The organism is Streptomyces sp. NPDC014861, from assembly GCF_043081625.1.
Taxonomy (GTDB): domain Bacteria; phylum Actinomycetota; class Actinomycetes; order Streptomycetales; family Streptomycetaceae; genus Streptomyces.
Map to the genome: position 1 here is coordinate 146,819 of NZ_JBIBWV010000002.1, position 19,782 is coordinate 166,600.

At 74.7% G+C, this 19,782-nt stretch carries 17 protein-coding genes and 2 tRNA genes; 17 read left to right on the forward strand and 2 right to left on the reverse strand.

All coding sequences use genetic code 11. The features are described from left to right. Nucleotides 1–219: 219 nt before the first annotated feature. From ACF1BN_RS04480 to ACF1BN_RS04530, 11 genes are all read left to right on the forward strand, one after another. On the forward strand, nt 220–1,107 hold the full coding sequence (locus tag ACF1BN_RS04480; protein WP_392330086.1) for a GntR family transcriptional regulator: 888 nt from the start codon (nt 220–222) through the stop codon (nt 1,105–1,107). Nucleotides 1,108–1,242: 135 nt separating this feature from the next. After that, complete coding sequence (locus ACF1BN_RS04485) at nt 1,243–2,364, forward strand: TIGR03364 family FAD-dependent oxidoreductase (protein ID WP_392330087.1); 1,122 nt, start codon at nt 1,243–1,245, stop codon at nt 2,362–2,364. Nucleotides 2,365–2,369: 5 nt separating this feature from the next. Continuing rightward, on the forward strand, nt 2,370–3,056 hold the full coding sequence (locus tag ACF1BN_RS04490) for a phosphonatase-like hydrolase (RefSeq protein ID WP_392330088.1): 687 nt from the start codon (nt 2,370–2,372) through the stop codon (nt 3,054–3,056). Further along, nucleotides 3,053–4,105, forward strand: a complete 1,053-nt coding sequence (locus ACF1BN_RS04495; protein ID WP_392330089.1) for an ABC transporter ATP-binding protein — start codon at nt 3,053–3,055, stop codon at nt 4,103–4,105. Before ACF1BN_RS04490 ends, ACF1BN_RS04495 begins: the two co-directional genes overlap by 4 nt. Beyond that, nucleotides 4,098–4,958, forward strand: coding sequence for a 2-aminoethylphosphonate ABC transporter permease subunit (locus tag ACF1BN_RS04500; RefSeq protein ID WP_392330090.1), 861 nt, complete (start codon nt 4,098–4,100; stop codon nt 4,956–4,958). Before ACF1BN_RS04495 ends, ACF1BN_RS04500 begins: the two co-directional genes overlap by 8 nt. Then, the gene (locus ACF1BN_RS04505; protein WP_392330091.1) at nt 4,945–5,742 is read left to right on the forward strand and encodes an ABC transporter permease; all 798 of its coding nucleotides are present in this window, start codon (nt 4,945–4,947) and stop codon (nt 5,740–5,742) included. Before ACF1BN_RS04500 ends, ACF1BN_RS04505 begins: the two co-directional genes overlap by 14 nt. A gap of 28 nt (nt 5,743–5,770) precedes the next feature. Further along, nucleotides 5,771–6,829, forward strand: a complete 1,059-nt coding sequence (locus tag ACF1BN_RS04510; RefSeq protein WP_392330092.1) for a 2-aminoethylphosphonate ABC transporter substrate-binding protein — start codon at nt 5,771–5,773, stop codon at nt 6,827–6,829. Between the two features lie 124 nt (nt 6,830–6,953). Next, a complete protein-coding gene (locus ACF1BN_RS04515) occupies nt 6,954–8,492 on the forward strand; it encodes an alkaline phosphatase family protein (RefSeq protein ID WP_392330093.1) in 1,539 nt (512 codons plus the stop codon). 147 nt (nt 8,493–8,639) lie between these two features. After that, entirely contained in the window at nt 8,640–9,419 is a 780-nt protein-coding gene (locus tag ACF1BN_RS04520; RefSeq protein ID WP_392330094.1) for an HAD-IIA family hydrolase, read from the forward strand. Between the two features lie 73 nt (nt 9,420–9,492). Continuing rightward, entirely contained in the window at nt 9,493–10,104 is a 612-nt protein-coding gene (locus ACF1BN_RS04525) for a hypothetical protein (protein WP_392330095.1), read from the forward strand. A gap of 2 nt (nt 10,105–10,106) precedes the next feature. Beyond that, nucleotides 10,107–10,754 (forward strand): class F sortase, encoded by a 648-nt coding sequence (locus tag ACF1BN_RS04530; protein ID WP_392330096.1) that lies wholly within the window; start codon nt 10,107–10,109, stop codon nt 10,752–10,754. A 398-nt stretch (nt 10,755–11,152) separates the two neighbouring features. Here ACF1BN_RS04530 and ACF1BN_RS04535 read toward each other — a convergent pair. After that, nucleotides 11,153–11,226: transfer RNA gene (locus tag ACF1BN_RS04535), tRNA-Lys, on the reverse strand. 183 nt (nt 11,227–11,409) lie between these two features. Between ACF1BN_RS04535 and ACF1BN_RS04540 the strand changes: the two genes are divergently transcribed. The 6 genes from ACF1BN_RS04540 (at nt 11,410) to ACF1BN_RS04565 (ending at nt 19,579) form a co-directional block, all read left to right on the forward strand. Beyond that, nucleotides 11,410–12,801, forward strand: a complete 1,392-nt coding sequence (locus ACF1BN_RS04540) for a peptidoglycan-binding protein (RefSeq protein WP_392330097.1) — start codon at nt 11,410–11,412, stop codon at nt 12,799–12,801. Between the two features lie 25 nt (nt 12,802–12,826). Continuing rightward, complete coding sequence (locus ACF1BN_RS04545) at nt 12,827–15,046, forward strand: SPFH domain-containing protein (RefSeq protein ID WP_392330098.1); 2,220 nt, start codon at nt 12,827–12,829, stop codon at nt 15,044–15,046. Between the two features lie 199 nt (nt 15,047–15,245). Next, complete coding sequence (locus ACF1BN_RS04550; RefSeq protein WP_392330099.1) at nt 15,246–15,836, forward strand: lytic polysaccharide monooxygenase; 591 nt, start codon at nt 15,246–15,248, stop codon at nt 15,834–15,836. Between the two features lie 26 nt (nt 15,837–15,862). After that, nucleotides 15,863–17,542, forward strand: a complete 1,680-nt coding sequence (locus ACF1BN_RS04555; RefSeq protein WP_392330100.1) for an AMP-binding protein — start codon at nt 15,863–15,865, stop codon at nt 17,540–17,542. Between the two features lie 148 nt (nt 17,543–17,690). Beyond that, on the forward strand, nt 17,691–18,986 hold the full coding sequence (locus tag ACF1BN_RS04560; RefSeq protein ID WP_392330101.1) for a sensor histidine kinase: 1,296 nt from the start codon (nt 17,691–17,693) through the stop codon (nt 18,984–18,986). After that, the gene (locus ACF1BN_RS04565) at nt 18,926–19,579 is read left to right on the forward strand and encodes a response regulator (RefSeq protein ID WP_392330102.1); all 654 of its coding nucleotides are present in this window, start codon (nt 18,926–18,928) and stop codon (nt 19,577–19,579) included. Before ACF1BN_RS04560 ends, ACF1BN_RS04565 begins: the two co-directional genes overlap by 61 nt. Before the next feature lie 97 nt (nt 19,580–19,676). Here ACF1BN_RS04565 and ACF1BN_RS04570 read toward each other — a convergent pair. Continuing rightward, nucleotides 19,677–19,750 (reverse strand) — tRNA-Lys (locus ACF1BN_RS04570). Between the last annotated feature and the right edge of the window lie 32 nt (nt 19,751–19,782).

The window sequence follows — 19,782 nt, forward strand, 5'->3', positions numbered from 1 at the left end:
ACCGACCGGATCCCGGACCTGACAGAAGCCGCTCGGACCTGACAGACGCCCTCCGCCCCGAAGCCACACCCGAAGCCGCCCCCGACCCTGCTCCGACCCCACCCGCGACCCGCCCCCGACCCCGCCCCCGACCGACCCCTGCCCCGCCCCCCGACCCCGAACCCGCCGGGACACCGGCCGTACACCTTCCCGTTCACCCCCGTCTGCGACGATCCCCGGATGAGCCAGCAGCACCGCATCCCGAGCGCCCCCGGCACCCCCGGCACCCCCGGCACCCCGGGCACCCCGAGCACCCCGGGCACCCCGAGCGCCCCGGGCACCCCGAGCGCCCCCGGCGCCCCCCGCGCTCACGGCGTGCCGAGCACCCCCGGCGCCCCCGTCCGCTCCGGCGTCCCGGAGCACGGCCGGGTGCCCAAGTACTACGCCGTGAAGGCGCGACTCGCCGTCCTCGTGGACGGGTTGGGGGAGGGCGACGCGCTGCCTACCGAGCGCGACCTCGCCGTCCGGTACGAGGTCTCCCGCGAGACCGTCCGGCAGGCGCTGCGCGAACTCCTCCTGGAGGGCAGGCTGCGCCGGCAGGGGCGCGGCACGGTCGTGGCGGGGCCCAAGCTCGAACAGCCGCTCTCCCTCGCCAGCTACACCGAGGGCGTCCGCCGCCAGGGCCGCCGCCCCGGCCGCAGCATCGTCTCCCTGGACCGCTTCCCCTGCCCCGAGGCGCTCGCGCCCGAGGTCGGCGTCGAACCCGGCGCGTCCGTCTGGCACATGGAGCGGGTGCTGCTCGCCGACGACGAGCGGGTCGGTCTGGAGAGCACGTACGTCTCCGAGGCCCGCGCCCCGCGCCTCGACACCGAGTTCGACCCCGACTCCTCCTTCTACGCCTATCTCCGCGACCGCCTCGGCATCTCCTTCGGCGACGCGGACGAGCGGATCGAGACCGTGCTCGCCACCCCGCGCGAGGCGCTGCTCATCGGCACCCCGCCGGCGCTGCCGATGCTCCTGCTGCACCGCGTCTCCCGCGACGAGCGGGGGCGGCCCCTGGAGCGGGTCCGCACCCTCTACCGCGGCGACCGCTTCAGCTTCACCGCCCACCTCGGCCGCCAGGAATAGCCCGTATCGGCCCGATCACGAAAGCCGCGCACATCACGAGAAGATAACGGGTCTAGGCCAAGTTTGTTGGCCCGTTCACCGTCCCGACGTCCGCGCGACCCGCCCGGGTCACCCGCCGCCCCGACCGTGGACGGCATGAAGGTGATCGTCGTAGGAGCCGGCGTGGTGGGCACCATGCACGCCTGGCAGGCAGTGGAACGCGGCCACGAGGTCGTACACATCGAGCGCGAGGCCGAGGCGCGCGGAGCCTCCCTGAGGAACTTCGGCCAGATCTGGGTCAGCGGCAGGGCGGGCGGCGAGGAGCTCGACACCGCCCTGCGCGCCCGTGAGCTGTGGGAGGGGATCGGCGCCCGCGTCCCCCGCCTCGGCTTCCGGGCGATCGGCTCCCTCACCCCCGTCCGGGGCGCGCTGGAGCTGGCCGTCGCCGAGGCGGCCGTCGCCCGCGCGGACGCCCCCGCCCGCGGCTACAAGCTGCTCACCCCCGAGGAGGCCCGGGCGGTCAACCCCGCCCTGCGCGGCGCCTTCGACGCGGCCCTCTGGTGCGAGCGGGACGCCGCCGTCGAGCCGCGCACCGCGCAGCTCGCGCTCCGCGAGGCCCTCCTCGCCACCGGCCGCTACACCTTCCTCCCGAACCGCGAGGTCCGCGAGGTCGTCGGCGAGCACGCCGTCCGCGACGACCACGGCGACCTGCACAGCGGCGACGCCGTCGTCCTGTGCACCGGAGCCTGGCTCTCCGGCCTGGTCCGCGAGGTCGCGGGACCGGTCCCCGTCCGCCGCGTCCGCCTCCAGATGATGCAGACCGCCCCGCTCGGCGAACCGCTGACGACCTCCGTCGCCGACGCCGACTCCTTCCGCTACTACCCCGCCTACGCCTCCGGGGCGCTCGACGCGCTGAACGAGGGCCAGGCGCAGGACCCCACCGCCGCCGCGCACCGGATGCAGCTGCTCATGGTGCAGCGCCTCGACGGCGGACTGACCATCGGCGACACCCACGAGTACGAGCACCCCTTCGCCTTCGACACCGTCGAGGACCCCTACGAGCACCTGGTCCGCGTCGTCGAGTCCCTGCTCGGCCGCCCCCTCCCGGCGATCCGCCGCCGCTGGGCCGGCGTGTACGCGCAGTGCGTGGACACCACCCGGGTGGTCCACCGCCAGCGGGTGAGGGACGGGGTCTGGCTCGTGACCGGACCCGGCGGGCGCGGCATGACCTGCTCGCCCGCCATCGCCGAGACGACCGCGAACGAACTGGGCTGGTGACACACATGACCGCGCAGAACACCCTCGACCTGATCGTCCTCGACATGGCCGGTACGACCGTCGCCGACGACGGCCTCGTCGAAGCCGCCTTCACGACCGCCGCCGAACGCCTCGGCGAGGACCCCGCGGCGATGATCGGCCATGTCCGCGCCACCATGGGCGAGTCCAAGATCACCGTCTTCCGCCACCTCTTCGGCGGCGACGAGGACCGCGCCCGGCGCGCCAATCTCGCCTTCGAGCAGGCCTACGGCGAACTCGTCGACGGCGGCCGGATCGCCCCGCTCCCCGGCGCCGCGGAGACCGTCGCCGCCCTCCGCGAGCAGGGCCGCACCGTCGTCCTCACCACCGGCTTCGCCCGGGTCACCCAGGACGCCATCCTCGACGCCCTCGGCTGGCGGGACCTCGCCGACCTCACCCTCTGCCCGGCCGACGCCGGCGGCCGCGGCCGCCCGTACCCGGACATGGTCCTCACCGCCTTCCTCCGCACCGCCGCCGTCGACGACGTACGCCGGTCCGTCGTCGCCGGCGACACCTCGTACGACATGCTCAGCGGCGCCCGGGCCGGCGCCGGGCTCGTCGCCGGCGTCCTCACCGGCGCCCACGGGGAGCCCGCCCTCCGGGAGAGCGGCGCCACCCACGTCCTCGCGTCCATCGCCGGACTCCCGGCGGCGATACGGGAGTACGAGTCGTGACCAGCGGCATCCGCTTCGACGGCGTCTCCGTCGCGTACGGCGACACCACCGTCCTCGACACGCTCACCCTCACCGTCGAACCCGGCGAGGTGATGGCCCTCCTCGGCCCGTCCGGCTCCGGCAAGACCACGGCCCTGCGCACCGTCGCCGGCTTCGTCCGCCCCTCCGCGGGCCGCGTGCACATCGGCGACCGCGACGTCACCGACCTCCCGCCGTACCGGCGGGGCATCGGCATGGTCGTCCAGCAGTACGCCCTCTTCCCGCACCTGCGGGTCCGGGAGAACGTGGCCTTCGGGCTCAAGGCGCGCAAGCACCCCAAGGCCGAGATCCCCGGCCGGGTCGCCGAGGCGCTGGAGATGACCGGGATGGCGGCGTACGCCGAGCGGCACCCCCGCGAACTCTCCGGCGGACAGCAGCAGCGCGTCGCCATCGCCCGCGCCCTCGCCATCCGCCCCGACGTCCTCCTCCTCGACGAGCCGCTCTCCGCGCTCGACGCCCAGCTCCGCTCCGGCATGCTCGCCGAGCTCGCCCGGCTCCACCGCGAACTCCCCGACGTCTCCGTCCTGTACGTCACCCACGACCAGGTCGAGGCGCTGACCCTCGCGGACCGGATCGCCGTCATGGACAGGGCCCGGCTCCAGGACTGCGGCACCCCGCAGGAGCTGTACCGCAGGCCGCGCACCGAGTTCACCGCCTCCTTCGTCGGCAACGCCAACCTGCTGCCGGTCCGGGTCGGCGCCGACGGCGTCGACTTCGCGGGCACCGGCCTGAAGGTCCCGGTCGGCGACGCCGCCGCCGGAGCCGCCGCCACCCTCTGCGTCCGCCCCCACCTCATCGGCCTCGGCGAGGGACCCAACGCCCTGCGCGGCCGGATCGCCGAGGTCCAGTGGCGGGGCGCCACCCACCGGCTGTACGTCGACGTCGACGGGCACCGCGTGAAGGCGGACGTGCGGGAGCTGCGGGACACCCCGCCGCTGGGCTCGGAGGTCGTGCTGCACTTCGCGCCCGAGGACGCGGTGCTGCTGGCGGCGGGGGTGAACGATGGCTAGCGCCGAGGCCGCCGCGCCGCCGGTCGTCACGGCCGCCGGCCCGCCCCGGAGCCGTACCGTCCCCGCCTGGGTCTGGGCCCTGCCCCCCGTCGCCGTCCTCGGGCTCGTCTTCCTCTACCCGCTCGGGCTCGTCGTCCAGGAGTCGCTCGCGCCCGGCGCCTACGCCGAGGTGTTCTCCTCCGCCTCCTTCCGGGACGCGCTCCTCACCACCGTGTGGCTCGCGGTCGGCGCCACCGTCGGCTGCCTCGTCCTCGGCTTCGTCCTGGCGCTGATCGTCGCCTTCGTGCCCTTCCCCGGGGCGAAGGCGGTCTCCCGCTTCATCGACGTCTTCCTCTCCTTCCCCTCCTTCCTCATCACCCTCGCCCTGCTCTTCGTCTACGGCACGGTCGGCATGGCCAACGGACTGTGGACGGGGGCGACGGGGGCCGCCGAGGGGCCGTTCCACTTCCTCACCACCCCGTGGGGCGTGCTCCTCGCCGAGATCACGTACTTCACGCCCTTCGTGATGCGGCCGCTGCTCGCCGCCTTCTCCCAACTGGACACCGCCCAGCTGGAGGTGGCGTCCTCGCTCGGCGCCCGGCCCGCGCGGATCGTGCGGAAGGTGATCCTGCCCGAGGCGCTGCCCGCGCTCGCGGCCGGCGGCAGCCTCGTCCTCGTCATGTGCCTCAACGAGTTCGGGATCGTGCTCTTCACCGGAGCCAAGGGCGTCACCACCCTCCCGATGCTCGTCTACTCCAAGGCCATCCTCGAATCCGACTACGCCGCCGCCTGCGTCGTCGCGGTCGTCAACGTCGCGATCTCCGTCGGCCTCTACGCCGTCTACCGGGTGGTGAGCCGCCGTGCTGGTGCATAGCCGCAGGGGCCGGGCCGCCTCCTGGCTCGTCTTCGCCGTCCTCTTCGTCCCGCTCTTCGCCGTCCCCCTCCTCGTCATCGTCGCCGCGTCCTTCTCCACCCACTGGTCCGGCGCCTTCCCCTCGGGGCCGACCGCCGAGCACTACTCGGCCGCCGTCCGCGGCGAGTCGCTCCAGGCCCTGACGACCAGCCTCGTCACCGCCGTCGCCGCCAGCCTCCTCGCCCTCACCCTCGGCACCTGGGCCGCGCTCGCCGCCGCCTCGCTGCGCGGCCGGGGCCGCCGGCTCCTCGACGGCCTCTTCGTGCTGCCGCTCGCCGTGCCGTCGGTGGTCGTCGGCCTCGCCGTCCTGGTGGCCTTCTCCCGGCCGCCGCTGCTCCTCAACGGCACCCGCTGGATCGTGATCCTGGCCCACACCGTCCTGGTCACGGCCTTCGCCCACCAGTCGGTCTCGGCGGCGATCCGCCGCCTCGACCCGATGTACGAGCAGGCGGCGGCCGGACTCGGCGCCCGCCCCTCGTACGTCCTGTTCCGGGTCAAGCTGCCCCTGCTGCTGCCCTCGCTGAGCGCCGCCGCCGGGCTCTGCTTCGCCCTGTCCATGGGGGAGCTGAGCGCCACGATGATGCTCTACCCGCCGGACTGGATGCCGCTGCCGGTGCTGGTCTTCACGGCCACCGACCGCGGATCCCTCTTCACCGGATCGGCGCTGGCCGTGGTCCTCATGGCCGCCACCCTGCTGGTCCTGCTCGCCGTCTCCCGTATCCGCACCAAGGCTTCCTACCGCTAAGCCCTCACAGCCAGGAGAGAACGACGTTATGCGCACGTACGCCAAGCCGGTCGCCGCCGTCACCGGCGCCCTCGCCCTCGCCGCCACCCTCACCGCCTGCGGCGGCTCCTCCGCCGCCTCCGACGAGAAGGTCGTCACCGTCTACAGCGCCGACGGCCTCAAGGGCGAGAAGGGCGACGGCTGGTACGACAAGGTCTTCGCCGACTTCGAGAAGGAGACCGGCATCAAGGTGAAGTACGTGGAGGGCGGCTCCGGGGAGATGGTCCAGCGGGCCCTCCGCGAGAAGTCCAACACGCAGGCCGACGTCATCGTCACCCTCCCGCCCTTCATCCAGCAGGCCGGCTCCAAGGGCCTCCTCCAGAAGTACACCCCGAAGGGCGCGGACCAGGTCGACGGCGGCGACAAGGCCGCCGACGGCTCCTGGACCTCCGTCGTCAACAACTACTTCGGCTTCATCCACAACAAGAAGGAGCTGCCCGAGGCCCCCGGCACCTGGGAGGCGCTGCTCGACGGGAAGTTCGAGAACAAGCTCCAGTACTCCACCCCCGGCGTCGCCGGCGACGGCACCGCCGTCCTCATCAAGGCCATGCACGACTTCGGCGGCCAGGCACCCGCCATGGAGTACCTGAAGAAGCTCCAGGCCAACAACGTCGGCCCGTCCTCCTCCACCTCCAAGCTCGCCCCCAAGGTCGACAAGGGCGAACTCCTCGTCGCCAACGGCGACGTGCAGATGAACTTCGCCCAGGCCAAGTCCATGCCGAACCTCGCCATCTGGTTCCCGGCCAAGGAGGGCGGCAGGCCCACCACCTTCGCCCTGCCCTACGCGGCCGGCCTCGTCGACAAGGCCCCGCACACCGAGAACGGCAAGAAGCTCCTCGACTTCATGCTGAGCGAGGGCGCCCAGCGCGAGGTCAGCGCCGTCGGCGGCGGCTTCCCCGCCCGCAAGGACGTCAAGCCCACCGACGCCAACGCCATCGAGCTGGCCGAGCTGATCGACGGCGTCGAGATCTTCGAGCCGGACTGGGCGGACATCGACAAGAACCTCGCCGCCTACGTGGACGCGTGGAAGTCCGCGACCGGCAGCTGAGAGTTCACCGCACGGACCCTCGACCCCCTCCAAGGGTCGCGGAAAGATAACGGGTACGGACCGACGCCCCTGAGAAATCAGGGGCGTCGGCACGCCCTCACCCCCTTCCACGGAGGACTCCGACATGCCGATCCCCGGCATCTCCCGCCGTACCGTGCTCGCCGTCGCGGGCGCCGGCACCGCCCTCGCCGCCACCGGCCTCGCGACCGCCCCCGCCGCCCACGCCGCCGCGCCCCCGACGCTCCCGAACGGCACCAGCCAGGACAAGGTCCTCGTCGTCGGCATGGACGGCCTGCGCCACGACCGCATCGACGCGGCGAACGCCCCCACCCTCAAGTCCCTGATGGCGAACGGCACCTACGGCCGCTCCCTGCTCTACGCCAACCCGATGGCCGCCACCTCCTCGGGCCCCGGCTGGTCGACCGTCTCCACCGGCGTCTGGCCCGACAAGCACGGCGTCAAGGACAACAGCTTCGCCGGCAAGAACTACGGCCGGTACCCCGGCTTCCTCGCCCGCCTCCACCAGATCCGGCCCCAGCTCTCCCTCTTCGCCGCCGTCGACTGGCCCGAGCTCGACACCCACGGCACGGTCACCCCCGGCGCCGACGCCAAGCTCGTCTACAACAACAACTACGCCGTGAACGACGCCGTGATCACCGACCTCACCGAGCAGGTGCTCCGCGGCCAGAACCCCGACGTCCTCTTCGTCTACTTCGGCGAGACGGACGAGATCGGACACAACCACGGCGCCGCCAGCCAGAAGTACCTCGACGCCATCGCCGTCCAGGACGGCTACCTCGGCCGCCTCCTCGCCGCGATCCAGGCCCGGCCCACCCGCGCCTCCGAGCGCTGGACCGTCATCGTCACCACCGACCACGGCCACACCGACGGCGGCGGCCACGGCGGCTCCGCGATCGAGGAGCGCCGCACCTTCGTCCTCGCCCAGGGCCCCGGCATCGCCGCCGGCGCCCGCCCCATCGACACCCGGCTCGTCGACGTCGCCCCCACCGTCTTCCGCCAGCTCGGCATCGTCCCCGACCCGTCCTGGGGCCTCGACGGCAAGCCGATCCAGGACCGCACCGGCGACCCCTTCGACACCCTCCAGTCCTCGCTCGCCGGCCGCGTCGACGAGACCGGCATCCCCGCCGGCGTCCTCGGCTTCACCCGCACCCCGCCCAGCGGCTGGTCCGTCATCGACAACGCCATGGGCACCGGCGGCGTGACCGAGTGGCGCGGCTGGTCCTTCGCCACCGACGAGTTCTGGTCCCGCTCCCAGCGCGACCAGTGGCGCGAGCTCAACGTCCGCGCCCGGGGCGTCTTCGCCGTCGCCGACTCCGACGAGTGGGCCGACAAGTCCTTCTCGGGGACCTACGACTCCACGCTGGTCACCCCCGCGTACACGGTCTCCGGCGCCTCGAACGTCACCCTCGGCTTCACCACCCTCTACCGCCAGGAGGGCTCGCAGACCGCGCAGATCCTGGCCTCCTTCAACGGCGGCACCCCCACCGTCGTGAAGAGCTACACCGCCGACGTCCTGTCGCAGGCCCAGACGGTCACCGTCCCGGTCCCCGCCGGCGCCTCCACCGTCGGCTTCCGCTTCCGGTACACCGGGTCCAACAACTGGTACTGGACGATCGACGGGGTCACCGTGACCACTTCCTGACCCCGGGCCCTCCCCGCCCACGCACGCGGGGGCGGGCCCTGCCCGAGCGAGCGGGGAGGGCCTACGCTGGGGGCGTCGCCACAGCGCTGTCGCGTCGCCCCCAGCACACCGCACGTCCCACGCCCGTACGGCAGGAGTCCCGCACCCATGGCAGAGCGCAAGCCGATCGAATCCTGGCTCACCGACATGGACGGCGTCCTCATCCACGAGGGCGTCCCGATCCCCGGCGCCGACGCGTTCATCACGAAGCTGCGGGAGACCGGGAAGCCGTTCCTGGTCCTCACCAACAACTCGATCTACACCGCCCGCGACCTGCACGCCCGCCTCCGCCGCATGGGCCTCGACGTCCCCGTCGAGAACATCTGGACCTCGGCGCTCGCGACCGCCAAGTTCCTCGACGACCAGCGCCCCGGTGGCACCGCGTACGTCATCGGCGAGGCCGGCCTCACCACCGCCCTCCACGACATCGGCTACGTCCTCACCGACCACGAGCCCGACTACGTGGTCCTCGGCGAGACCCGGACGTACTCCTTCGAGGCCATGACCAAGGCCGTCCGCCTCATCAACAACGGCGCCCGCTTCATCTGCACCAACCCCGACGAGACCGGCCCCTCACTGGAGGGCCCGCTCCCCGCCACCGGCTCCGTCGCCGCCCTCATCACCAAGGCCACCGGCAAGGAGCCGTACTTCGCGGGCAAGCCCAACCCGCTGATGATGCGCACCGGCCTCAACGCGATCGGCGCCCACTCCGAGTCCAGCGCGATGATCGGCGACCGGATGGACACCGACATCCTCGCGGGCCTGGAGGCGGGCATGCAGACCTTCCTCGTGCTGACGGGCCTGACCACGGAGGCGGAGATCGACCGCTTCCCGTTCCGCCCCTCCAAGATCGTGAAGTCGATCGCGGACATCGTCGACCGCGTCTGATTCCGTCCCCGCCGTCCCCTGCGGATGCGGAGAGCGGCGAACCGGGTGACCCTGCCAGTACCAGGAGGTCACCATGCGTTCAGGCTCCATCGCTCTCCGTGCCGCCGGGGCGGCACTGATTCTGGTGCTCGCGCCCGCGGCGGGCACCGCCCTCGCCCGCGACGGCGTCGAGGCCGGCGTCACCCCGGCCACCGCCGCTCCCGGCGCGGACGTCGACATCCGCGTCAAGGGCTGCAAGGGCACCACCGGCGCCGCCAGGTCCCAGGCGTTCGTCGCCGACGCCGAGCTCACCGGCCGCGACGGCGGCCGCGCCCTCTTCGGCGGAGCCACCGTCCGGACCGGCCTGCGGGACGGCACCTACCAGATCTCCGTCACCTGCGACGGACACGACCACCCCGACGCCAGCACGCTCAGGATCGAGCACCACCGGGAACCGACCCACCGCCCGACGCCGGTCACCCCGGTCGCCCCGGTCCGCGCGGGCGGCGGCGGCACCGCCGCCTTCGCCGCCCCGGCCGCCCCCGGCGTCGCCCAGACGGCGAGCGGGGACGGCCTCGGCACCCCCTACACCCTGCTGGGCCTCGGCATGGCCGCCGTGGCCGCCGTGGCCGTGGCCTTCCGAAGCTCCCGCCGCCGGGACCAGGAGGGGGCGGCGCCCTCGGGATCGGGCGAAGGCCCGGCCTAGCCGTGGCCGCGTCGAGCCGCCCGGTCGCCGGGGTGGCCTGGGCGGTCCTGCTCCTCGGACTCTGGCTCTGGGGCCGCGACGCCGCCTGGGGCCCGGGCGGGAGCTCGGCCCCGACGCACGGCGACATCGCGGCCGTCGGGCGCCCGCCGGGTGTGGACCTCCCGTCCTCCCGGGAGCCGATGTCCGGCACGGCCGGACCGAGCCGCGTCCAGCTCCCCGCCCTCGGCGTCGACGCCCCCGTCGTCCCCCGGGGCCTCGACTCCACCGGGGCGGTGGACCCGCCCCCGTACGAGCAGCCGCACACCGTCGGCTGGTACGCCCCCGGCACCGCGCCCGGCGCCCGGGGCCCCGCCCTCCTGGTCGGCCACGTCGACACCGAGACCCGCCCCGCCGTCTTCTACGCCCTCAGCGCCGCCCGCCCCGGCGAGACCGTCCGCGTCACCCGGACGGACGGATCCGTCGCCGTCTTCACGATCGACGACGTCCGCGTGGTCGAGCGCGACGCCTTCGACCCCCGGGCGGTCTACGGCCCCCGCGACCCCGGCCGCGCCGAGCTCCGCCTCATCACGTGCGGCGGCACCTTCGACCGCGCCACCGGCGCCTACACGGCGAACGTCGTCGTCTCGGCGTACCTGACGGGAGCGGAGTAGCCCCAAGGGCCCGAGGCCCGGACGGCGGACCAGGGTCGCCGATTCAGGACCGCGGGTCGGAGTCGCCGGTCAGGGGCGCGGATCAGGACCGGCCGGGCGGGCCGCGACGGGAGGACCTGGCTCCGGCCGGCGGGCCGCGTCCCACGGCCCGCCGGCCGGGCCGGTCCTCGACCGCGGGCTCACGGGCCGCGGGAGGAGCCCGGAACCGCCGCGGGAGGCAGGAGTTCCGCACACTGTAGAGGGCCGTGCCGCGCACGGCCCAGAGCGCTGCCGTGTCACGACGGTCACGCCTCCGACACGCCGCACGAGTACGCGCCGGAACTGGCCCGCAACACACGGTAGTTGCCCGATGGCAGCAAGAAGGCCCCTCGCTCTCGCGAGGGGCCTTCTTGTGTCGGTGCGCCGCCAGGGACTCGAACCCCGGACCCGCTGATTAAGAGTCAGCTGCTCTAACCAACTGAGCTAGCGGCGCCTGCTGACAGGGATAACTCTACCCGACGTCCGGGGGTGCTCCCGACCAACACTGCCCGCCTCCGGCCTGTCAGATGGTCATATTGAGCCTTTGATCCGTCAAAATGCGTTTTGTCCAGACAGTTGAGAAACTGGCGCCCGAAGCGAGGCCCAGAAGATCTTGACGAGTGTGGAGGGGAATCGCATGAGTGTGCTGGTCTTCGAGGAAGTCGAACCCGCGCCCGACTGCGGCTGCCCGGGCTGCGCCCGGCACCGCCGCGACCTAGCGCTGGGCCTGCCGGTCCGCGCGGGCGGCCACCCGGCGGCGCACGGCGCCCGCCGGGTCCTGGTCCTGGTGACGGCGGCGGGTGCGGTGCTCGGCGGGGGAGGGGTGAGCGGCGCCGTCACGGCGCCGGTGCCCGCGCTCCCGGCCGACCCGGGCATTCCGGGTATTCCGGTGGTCCCGGCGGGTGTCGTGGACGCCGGGGGTGGGGCCCGGGACGGCGACACCCCGCAGGGCGGCCCCGCCCCGCTGCACGGCCGGCCGACCCCGCAGGCCGACGGCGGGCCCACCCCGGGCGCCGTCCCGACGACCAGTCAGATCTCGACCGACACGCTGCGGAGGACCACCCGCACAGAGATCATCAACCGGGCCAGGACGTGGGTCTCGGCGCAGGTGCCGTACTCGATGGAGAAGTACTGGTCGGACGGCTACCGCCAGGACTGCTCCGGCTACATCTCCATGGCCTGGAACCTGAGCAGCAACGAGTGGACGGGGAGCCTCGACCGCTTCGCCGTCCGCATCGACCGGGCCGCGCTCCAGCCCGGCGACATCCTGCTCTTCCACAACCCGGCCGACCCGAACCGCGGCTCCCACGTGACGATCTTCGGCGGCTGGACGGACCACACCCGCGACTCGTACCTCGCGTACGAGCAGACCGAGCCGCGCACCCGGAGGCAGGCCACGCCCCTGGCGTACTGGGAGAACTCCGACCGGTACGTGGCCTATCGCTACAAGGGCCTGGTCGGCGGCACCGGCGCGGGCGGCGGCGCGGCGGCGCCCGGCGGCTCCGCCTACCCGGGCGGGGCGCGCTTCGGCCCCGGCGCGGACAACGCGTACGTCACCGAGCTCGGGCGGATGCTGATCGAGCGCGGCGGCAAGCGCTACTACACGCGGGGGCCCGGTCCGAAGTGGGGCGAGGCCGACCGCAGGGCCACCCAGGCGTTCCAGCGCGCGCAGGGCTGGAAGGGCAAGGAGGCCGACGGGCTGCCGGGCCCGTACACCTGGAAGCTCCTCGTGTCGGGCGGGGGCCGGGACATCGGCGGTTCGAGTGGTTCGAGCGGTCCGAGCACAGATGCGAAGGGGTTCCCCGGGCGTGGCTCCTTCCGTCCGGGCCAATCCAACGCATATGTGGAGAAGCTGGGCGAACAACTGGTGAAGCGGGGCTTCGGCAAGCACTACCTGTCGGGACCCGGTCCGCGCTGGACGGAGGCGGACCGCCGCAACGTCGAGGCGTTCCAGCGGGCACAGGGCTGGCGCGGCGCGGCGGCCGACGGCTACCCGGGCCCGGAGACCTGGCGGCGATTGTTCCGATGACCCCGAGACAAGAGGTGGACCTCGAATGACGGCAGCGACCCCGAACGACTCCGGCGCGGCAGCCTCGCGCGACGCGGCCAGAACCGCCCGCCGCCTCACCGACGGCAGTCTCCCCCGCCGCGCGGCGCCGGGCGCGGCGCCCCCGCCCGCCCCGCCGCTCGGGGCGTCGGCCGTCTCGGTACGCCCCGGCACCCACCCGGTCCCGACCCCCGCCGACCCGCCGGCCGACCTGCCCCTGCCCCAGGCCGACCCGTCCCTGGCCCCGCGCGAGGCGACCGCCGCCCCCACCCCCGCCCGGACCCCGGGCGAGCCGGGACCGGACGCCCCGGCGACCCCGACCCCGACCCCGACCCCGACGCCGATCCCGACCCCCGGCGCGCCGGCCGGCGAACCGCGCCGCACGGCGGCGGCCGCCACATCGCCCCTCGCCGAGACGGACCCCGCCCCGGCACCCCGTCCGGACCGGACCGTGACCGGCTCCCCGACCTCCGGCTCCCCGACCTCCGGCTCCCCGACCTCCGGCGCCCCGGCCCCCGGCGGGCCGGTCGCGCGGGCGTCGGAGGAGCAGCGCCCGTCGGGAGAGCAGCGCCCGTCGGGGGAGCCGCACCCGTCCACGGCGGTCGCCGGTGCGACGGCGCTCGCCGGGGCGAGCCCGGCCGTGACCGGTCGTACGCAGGACGGGGCCCGTTCCGTCCCGGCCGAGGCCGGTGCCCTCGCCCCGAGGCCGACGGTGGCCGGTGCTTCGGCCGGCGCGGCCCTGGAGCCGCGCCCGGTGACGGCACCGGTCACGCCCTCCGGCGCACCGGCCGCCCGCGCGCCGGAGGTGTCGCGCCCGGCGGCGAGCGCGACGGCCGCCGGCCGGGCACCCGTGGCAGCGCCCCCCACGACCCCCACACCCCCCAAGACCTCCACCACCCCCACCACCCCCACCACCCCCGCGTCCCCCACCACCCCCACGACCACCGGCAGCTCCGATCTGTCGGTGGCCGCCGGGCGCGGGGTGTTCAAGGCGGAGCGGGACGTGCTCGACTACGGGCGGATCACCGGAGGCCGGGTGGCGTCCGTGGCGGTGCCGGTCGCCGCCGTGGGGCGGTTGCCGCGCCGGAAGAACGTGATCGGGGCGGAGACCACCGGGTCCATCCCCGTCCACCTGCTCTTCCGCGACGGCGGCACGGCCGGCGCGCCGACGACGACGGCCGCCGCCGAGGACGACGGCGGTCCGGACACCGTCGCGATGCCGGCGCCCGCGGGCCGGGGCGGCCCGAAGGCCGTCATCCCGAGGCCCGCCACCCAGCAGGCGCCGCCGCGCCCCGCGTCCGCGCGGCCCGCGCCGACGGCCGACCCCGGGCTCGTGGAGCGCGCCGCGGCGGTGCTGCCGGGGTGGGTCGGCGTGGCCGGCGGGCTGCTCGCGCTCGCGGGGTGCGCGGCGGTCGTGTGGTGGACGGGCGCCGTGCCCGCCGACCTCGAACGGATGCTGGGGCTGCCGCTGCGCCCGTACCACGGCGTCCACCTCGCCCAGTGGGGGCTGCTCGCGCTCGGCGTGCTGGCGCTGCTGTTCGCGGTGGGCGGTCTGGGCCGCGGCCGGGTCGGGTACGCGTGGGTGCTGACGCTGTTCGGCGAGTACCGCGGCACCGTCCGCCGTACCGGCCTGGTGTGGGCGAGCCCGCTGCTGCTCCGCCGCCGGGTGGACGTCCGGCTGCGGCACTGGCGCAGCGAGCCGCTGCCGGCGGTGGACGCGAAGGGGACGGCGCTGGACGTGACGGTCCTCGTGGTGTGGCGGGTCCGGGACACGGTCCGCGCGGCGCTCGGGATCGACGGGCACGAGGACTACCTGCGCGAGCAGGTGGAGGCGGCGATGGCCCGGGTGCTGTCGCAGCTGCCGGCGGACGCGTTCCACGAGGACGCGCCGACGCTGCGGGACGCGGAGGCGGTCGGCGAGGCGCTGACGAGGGTGCTGTCGGCGGAGTGCGCGCCGGTCGGTCTCGACGTCTTCTCGGCGCAGCCGACGCGGATCGAGTACGCCCCGGAGGTCGCGGAGGCGATGCGCCGGCGCCGGATCGCGGCGATCGACGCGAAGCACCGGGACAGCGTGCTGACGTCGTTGGTGGACGCGGTGGACGACGTGGTCCACCGGCTGACCAGTCGTGGTCTCGTGGAGCTGGACGACTACGAGCGCAAGGCGCTGGTGAAGGACCTGACGGTGGCGTTCTACACGGGCCGGGGCGGACCGGGCGAGGGAGCCTGACGGCCGGTACGGGTCTTCGGCGCGAGGGCGGTCGGGTCTTCCCGGCCGCCCTCGCCGTTGGTATGGACATGTTCAACTTACGTCCCTACCTTGGTACTTGGTCTAGACCTAGAACGGATCCTTCCGCACCACCCCGCACGCGTGCAGCACGGCCCACGGGCATCACAGAACTCCCCCACGTTCTCCCTGGAGCGACAGCATGCGCAAAAAGACAGGGCTGGCCGCCGTGGCCCTCGGCGTCACGGCCGCCTCCCTCTTCGCCACCAGCACCGCGAACAGCCACGGCTACACCGACTCACCGATCAGCCGTCAGAAGCTCTGTGCCAACGGCACCGTGACGAACTGCGGCAACATCCAGTGGGAGCCGCAGTCCGTGGAAGGCCTCAAGGGCTTCCCGGGCGCCGGACCCGCCGACGGCACGATCTGTGCCGGCGGCAACTCCCAGTTCGCCCAGCTGGACGACCCGCGCGGCGGCGCCTGGCCGGCGACCCGGGTCACGGCCGGCCAGAGCTACACCTTCCGCTGGCAGTTCACGGCCCGCCACCGCACCACGGACTTCCGCTACTACATCACCAAGAACGGCTGGAACCCGAACAGCAAGCTCACCCGGGCCCAGCTCGACCCCCAGCCGTTCCTCACCGTCCCGTACAACAGCCAGCAGCCGCCGGCGACCCTCTCGCACTCCGGGACCATCCCGGCGGGCAAGACGGGCAAGCACGTGATCCTGGCGGTGTGGACGGTCGCGGACACCGCGAACGCCTTCTACGCCTGCTCGGACGTTCAGTTCTGACGCACTGTCAGTTAAGGTCCGTGGCCATGACGGCCACGACACGGGCAGGCGCGGACACCGTCGCGGAGCTGATACGGCGCCGCTGGGGCGACCACCGGACGGGGCTGAGGGACGAGCACCACACCCTCAGCCACCACCGGGCCGCCGCGGGCGCCGCCGCCCGGGCCGCCCTGCTCGTGGACCTGATGCCACCCCGGCCGGGGGGCGAGCCGCACCTCGGCCTGCTGCTCGACAACACGCCGGAGTACCCGCTCTGGCTCGGCGCGGCGGCCCTCGCGGGGGCCGCCGTCGCCGGCGTCAACCCCACCCGGCGCGGCGCCGAACTCGCCCGGGACATCACCCACACCGCCTGCCGGGTCCTCGTCACCCAGCGCGCCCACCTGCCGCTTCTCGACGGCCTGCCGCTGCCCGGTGTCCGCATCCTCGTCACCGACACGGAGGCGTACGAGGAACTGCTCGCGCCCTACGCGGAGGCCCGCCCCGGCGACGCCGTCCTCGGCCCCGTCGGCCCCGGCACCCGCTACCTCCTCACCTTCACCTCCGGCTCCACCGGCGCGCCCAAGGCCGCGCTCCGCAGCCAGGGCGCGGTCGCGTCGGCCGGTGCCTCCCTGGCCCGCGCCTTCTCCGTCGGCCCGGACGACACCCACTACATCTGCATGCCGATGTTCCACGGCAACGCCGTCATCGCCGACTGGGCGCCCGCCCTCGCCGCCGGCGCCGGGATCGCGCTGCGCGCCCGCTTCTCCGCCTCCCGCTTCCTCGCCGACGTCCGCCGCTTCGACGCCACCTACTTCACCTACGTCGGCCGGGCCGTCCAGTACCTCCTCGCCACCCCGCCGGGCCCCCACGACCGCGAGCACCGCCTCCGCCTCGGCTTCGGCACCGAGGCCGGCGCCGTCGACGCGGCCCGCTTCCGCGAGCGCTTCGGCGTGCCGCTGGTCGAGGGGTACGGCTCCTCCGAGGGCGGCGCGTCGATCCAGCGCACCCCCGACACGCCGTCCGGCGCCGTCGGCCGCGCCGCCCCGGACGACGACCTGGCCGTCGTCGACCCCGACACGCTCCGCGTCCGCCCGCCCGCCCGGTTCTCGCCCGCCGGCCGGCTCCTCAACGCCGACGAGGCCATCGGCGAACTCGTCAACCGGGGCGGCACCGGCACCTTCGAGGGCTACTGGCGCAACCCGGACGCCGAGGCCGCCCGCCGGCGCGGCGGCTGGTACTGGACCGGCGACCTCTTCTACCGGGACGAGGCCGGCTTCCTCTACTTCGCCGGCCGCACCGACGACCGGCTCCGCGTCGACAGCGAGAACCTCGCCGCCGCGATGATCGAGGCGATCCTGTCCCGCTGGGACCGGGCGGCCGGCGTCGCCGTCTACGCGGTCCCCGACCCGGTCGCCGGCGACCAGGTCATGGCCGCCCTGGCCCTCCGCCCCGGCACGGCCTTCGACCCGGACGCCTTCGCCGCCTTCCTCGCCGCCCAGCCCGACCTGGGCACGAAGATGCCGCCGCGCTTCGTCCGCGTCACCCCCGCGCTCCCCCTCACCGCCACCAACAAGATCCACCGCGTGGGCCTCCGCCGCGCCTCCTTCCTCTGCGACGACCCCGTCTGGTGGCGCCCCGCCCCCACCTCCCCGTACGAACCCCTCACCGCCCGCGCCCTCGCCGCCCTCCGCGCCGAGTACGCCCGCCACGGCCGCGCACCGGCCTGACCCCTGAGGCAGAACCCAGGGGCGGACCCCGGGGCGGACCCCAGGGGCAATCCCCGGGGGCGGGCCCCGGGGGGTAGGGCCGGCCCCACCCCCGCGCACCCTCCCGCCCCATGGTCCGGGCGCACGGTGCCGCCTACGGTGGGCGGTCATGGAACATCGTGACGCCCCGCGGGCGCTCCTCCGGCGGCCCCCGCGCCACCCCTTCGGCACCTGGCCGTGGCGGAGCGCCGCGTACCTGTCGACCGGGGTCGTCGGCGGGGTCCTCGCCTGCGCCGCCCTCCTCGTGCTGCTGCTCACCTCACTGCTCCTCGTCGGGATCCCGCTGCTGCTCGCCGGCGGGGTCGCGCTCGGCGGTGTCGAACGGCTGCGGCTGCGGCTCGTCGACCGGGTGCCCGCCCCGGACCCGCACCGGGTGCCGGCCGCCCCGGGACTCGGCGCCTGGGCGCGGACCCGGGCGGGGGAGCGGGCGACCTGGCGGGAGCTGGCGTACGCGCTCCTCCTCGCCACCGTCCTGTGGATCCTCGACGCGCTCGTGCTGGCCGTCGCCGTCGGCGCGCCGGCCGGTCTGCTCGCCGGGCCGGTGCTGCTGGCGGTCGACGGGGAGGAGACCAAGCTCCTCAAGACCGTGCTGGTGACCTCCTACCCGGCCGCCTTCACCGGCGCGGCCGTCGGGCTGCTCGCCCTCCTCGTCCTCGGCCACCCGCTCAGCCTGTACGCGGCCGGGCGCGGCGCGCTGGCCCGGGCGCTGCTCACGCCCGGGGAGCGGGACGGGCTCGGCGAGGTCATCGCCTCCCGGGCCCGGCTCGTGGACGCCTTCGAGGCGGAGCGCCGCCGCATCGAGCGAGACCTGCACGACGGCGCCCAGCACCGGCTCGTCGCGCTCAGCATGACCCTGGGCCTGGCCCGGCTCGACGCCCCGCCGGACGGCCCGCTGGCCGGGCGGCTCGCGCGGGCGCAGGAGGAGGCCGGGCAGGTCCTGGCGGAGCTGCGCGAGCTGATCCACGGGATCCATCCGCAGGTCCTCGCCGACTACGGCCTCGGCCCCGCCCTCGCCGACGCCGCCGACCGGAGCGCCGTCCCCGTCGACACGGACCTCGACGGCCTGCCCCGGCTGCCGACCGCCGTCGAGAGCGCCGCGTACTTCACCGGCCGTGAGGCGCTCGCCAACGTCGACCGGCACAGCGGGGCCTCCCGTGTCCGCCTGACCGGCCGGCACGACGGCCGCGTCCTCGTCCTCACCGTCGAGGACGACGGCCGGGGCGGCGCCGACCCGGCCGGGGGTTCCGGGCTCACGGGGCTCGCCGACCGGCTCGCCGTCCTCGATGGCACACTGACGATCACCAGCCCGCCGGGCGGGCCGACGGTCCTACGAGTGGAGATCCCGTGCCGCGTCAGCTCCGCGTCGTCCTCGCCGAGGACGGCGTCCTCCTCCGCGAGGGGCTGATCGGGCTCCTGGCCCGGTTCGGCCACGAGGTGGTCGCCGCCGTCGGCGACGCGGAGGAACTGCGCGCGGCGGTCGCCGCCCACGACCCGGACGTGGTCCTCACCGACGTGCGGATGCCGCCCGGCTTCCAGGACGAGGGGCTGCGGGCCGCCGTCGCGCTGCGCGCCGAGCGCCCCGCCCTGCCGGTCCTCGTCCTCAGCCAGTACGTGCAGCGGGACTACGCCTCGGACCTCCTCGACTCGGGCGACGGCACCGGGGTCGGCTACCTCCTCAAGGACCGGGTCGGGCAGGTGGAGGAGTTCGTGGACGCCCTGGACCGGGTCGCCGCCGGCGGCACGGTCGTCGACCCGGAGGTCGTACGGCAGCTGCTGCGCCGCCGCCGCGACCCGCTGGCCGCGCTGACCCCGCGCGAGCGGGAGGTCCTGGCGCTGGTCGCGGAGGGGCACTCCAACGGCGAGGTGGCCCGCAGGCTCGTCGTCACCGAGGCCGCCGTCGGCAAGCACATCGGCAACATCCTGGCCAAGCTGGACCTGCCGCCGGCCGAGGACACCCATCGCCGGGTCCTCGCCGTCCTCGCCTATCTCCAGGCGTGACGGGGCGCCGCGGGGACGGCCGGCGCGTCCGGCGCGTCCGGCGTGACGGGCGCACGAAGAAGGCCCCCCGCTTTCGCGAGGGGCCTTCTTCCGTCGGTGCGCCGCCAGGGACTCGAACCCCGGACCCGCTGATTAAGAGTCAGCTGCTCTAACCAACTGAGCTAGCGGCGCCTGCTGACAGAGAAAATACTACCCGGTCCCGG

What these genes read in the sequence shown, in the direction of transcription:
- ACF1BN_RS04480 (WP_392330086.1), top strand. Translation starts at nt 220, where the DNA reads ATGAGCCAGCAGCACCGCATCCCGAGCGCCCCCGGCACCCCCGGCACC.
- ACF1BN_RS04485 (WP_392330087.1), top strand. Translation starts at nt 1,243, where the DNA reads ATGAAGGTGATCGTCGTAGGAGCCGGCGTGGTGGGCACCATGCACGCC.
- ACF1BN_RS04490 (WP_392330088.1), top strand. Translation starts at nt 2,370, where the DNA reads ATGACCGCGCAGAACACCCTCGACCTGATCGTCCTCGACATGGCCGGT.
- ACF1BN_RS04500 (WP_392330090.1), top strand. Translation starts at nt 4,098, where the DNA reads ATGGCTAGCGCCGAGGCCGCCGCGCCGCCGGTCGTCACGGCCGCCGGC.
- ACF1BN_RS04510 (WP_392330092.1), top strand. Translation starts at nt 5,771, where the DNA reads ATGCGCACGTACGCCAAGCCGGTCGCCGCCGTCACCGGCGCCCTCGCC.
- ACF1BN_RS04515 (WP_392330093.1), top strand. Translation starts at nt 6,954, where the DNA reads ATGCCGATCCCCGGCATCTCCCGCCGTACCGTGCTCGCCGTCGCGGGC.
- ACF1BN_RS04520 (WP_392330094.1), top strand. Translation starts at nt 8,640, where the DNA reads ATGGCAGAGCGCAAGCCGATCGAATCCTGGCTCACCGACATGGACGGC.
- ACF1BN_RS04525 (WP_392330095.1), top strand. Translation starts at nt 9,493, where the DNA reads ATGCGTTCAGGCTCCATCGCTCTCCGTGCCGCCGGGGCGGCACTGATT.
- ACF1BN_RS04540 (WP_392330097.1), top strand. Translation starts at nt 11,410, where the DNA reads ATGAGTGTGCTGGTCTTCGAGGAAGTCGAACCCGCGCCCGACTGCGGC.
- ACF1BN_RS04545 (WP_392330098.1), top strand. Translation starts at nt 12,827, where the DNA reads ATGACGGCAGCGACCCCGAACGACTCCGGCGCGGCAGCCTCGCGCGAC.
- ACF1BN_RS04550 (WP_392330099.1), top strand. Translation starts at nt 15,246, where the DNA reads ATGCGCAAAAAGACAGGGCTGGCCGCCGTGGCCCTCGGCGTCACGGCC.
- ACF1BN_RS04555 (WP_392330100.1), top strand. Translation starts at nt 15,863, where the DNA reads ATGACGGCCACGACACGGGCAGGCGCGGACACCGTCGCGGAGCTGATA.
- ACF1BN_RS04560 (WP_392330101.1), top strand. Translation starts at nt 17,691, where the DNA reads ATGGAACATCGTGACGCCCCGCGGGCGCTCCTCCGGCGGCCCCCGCGC.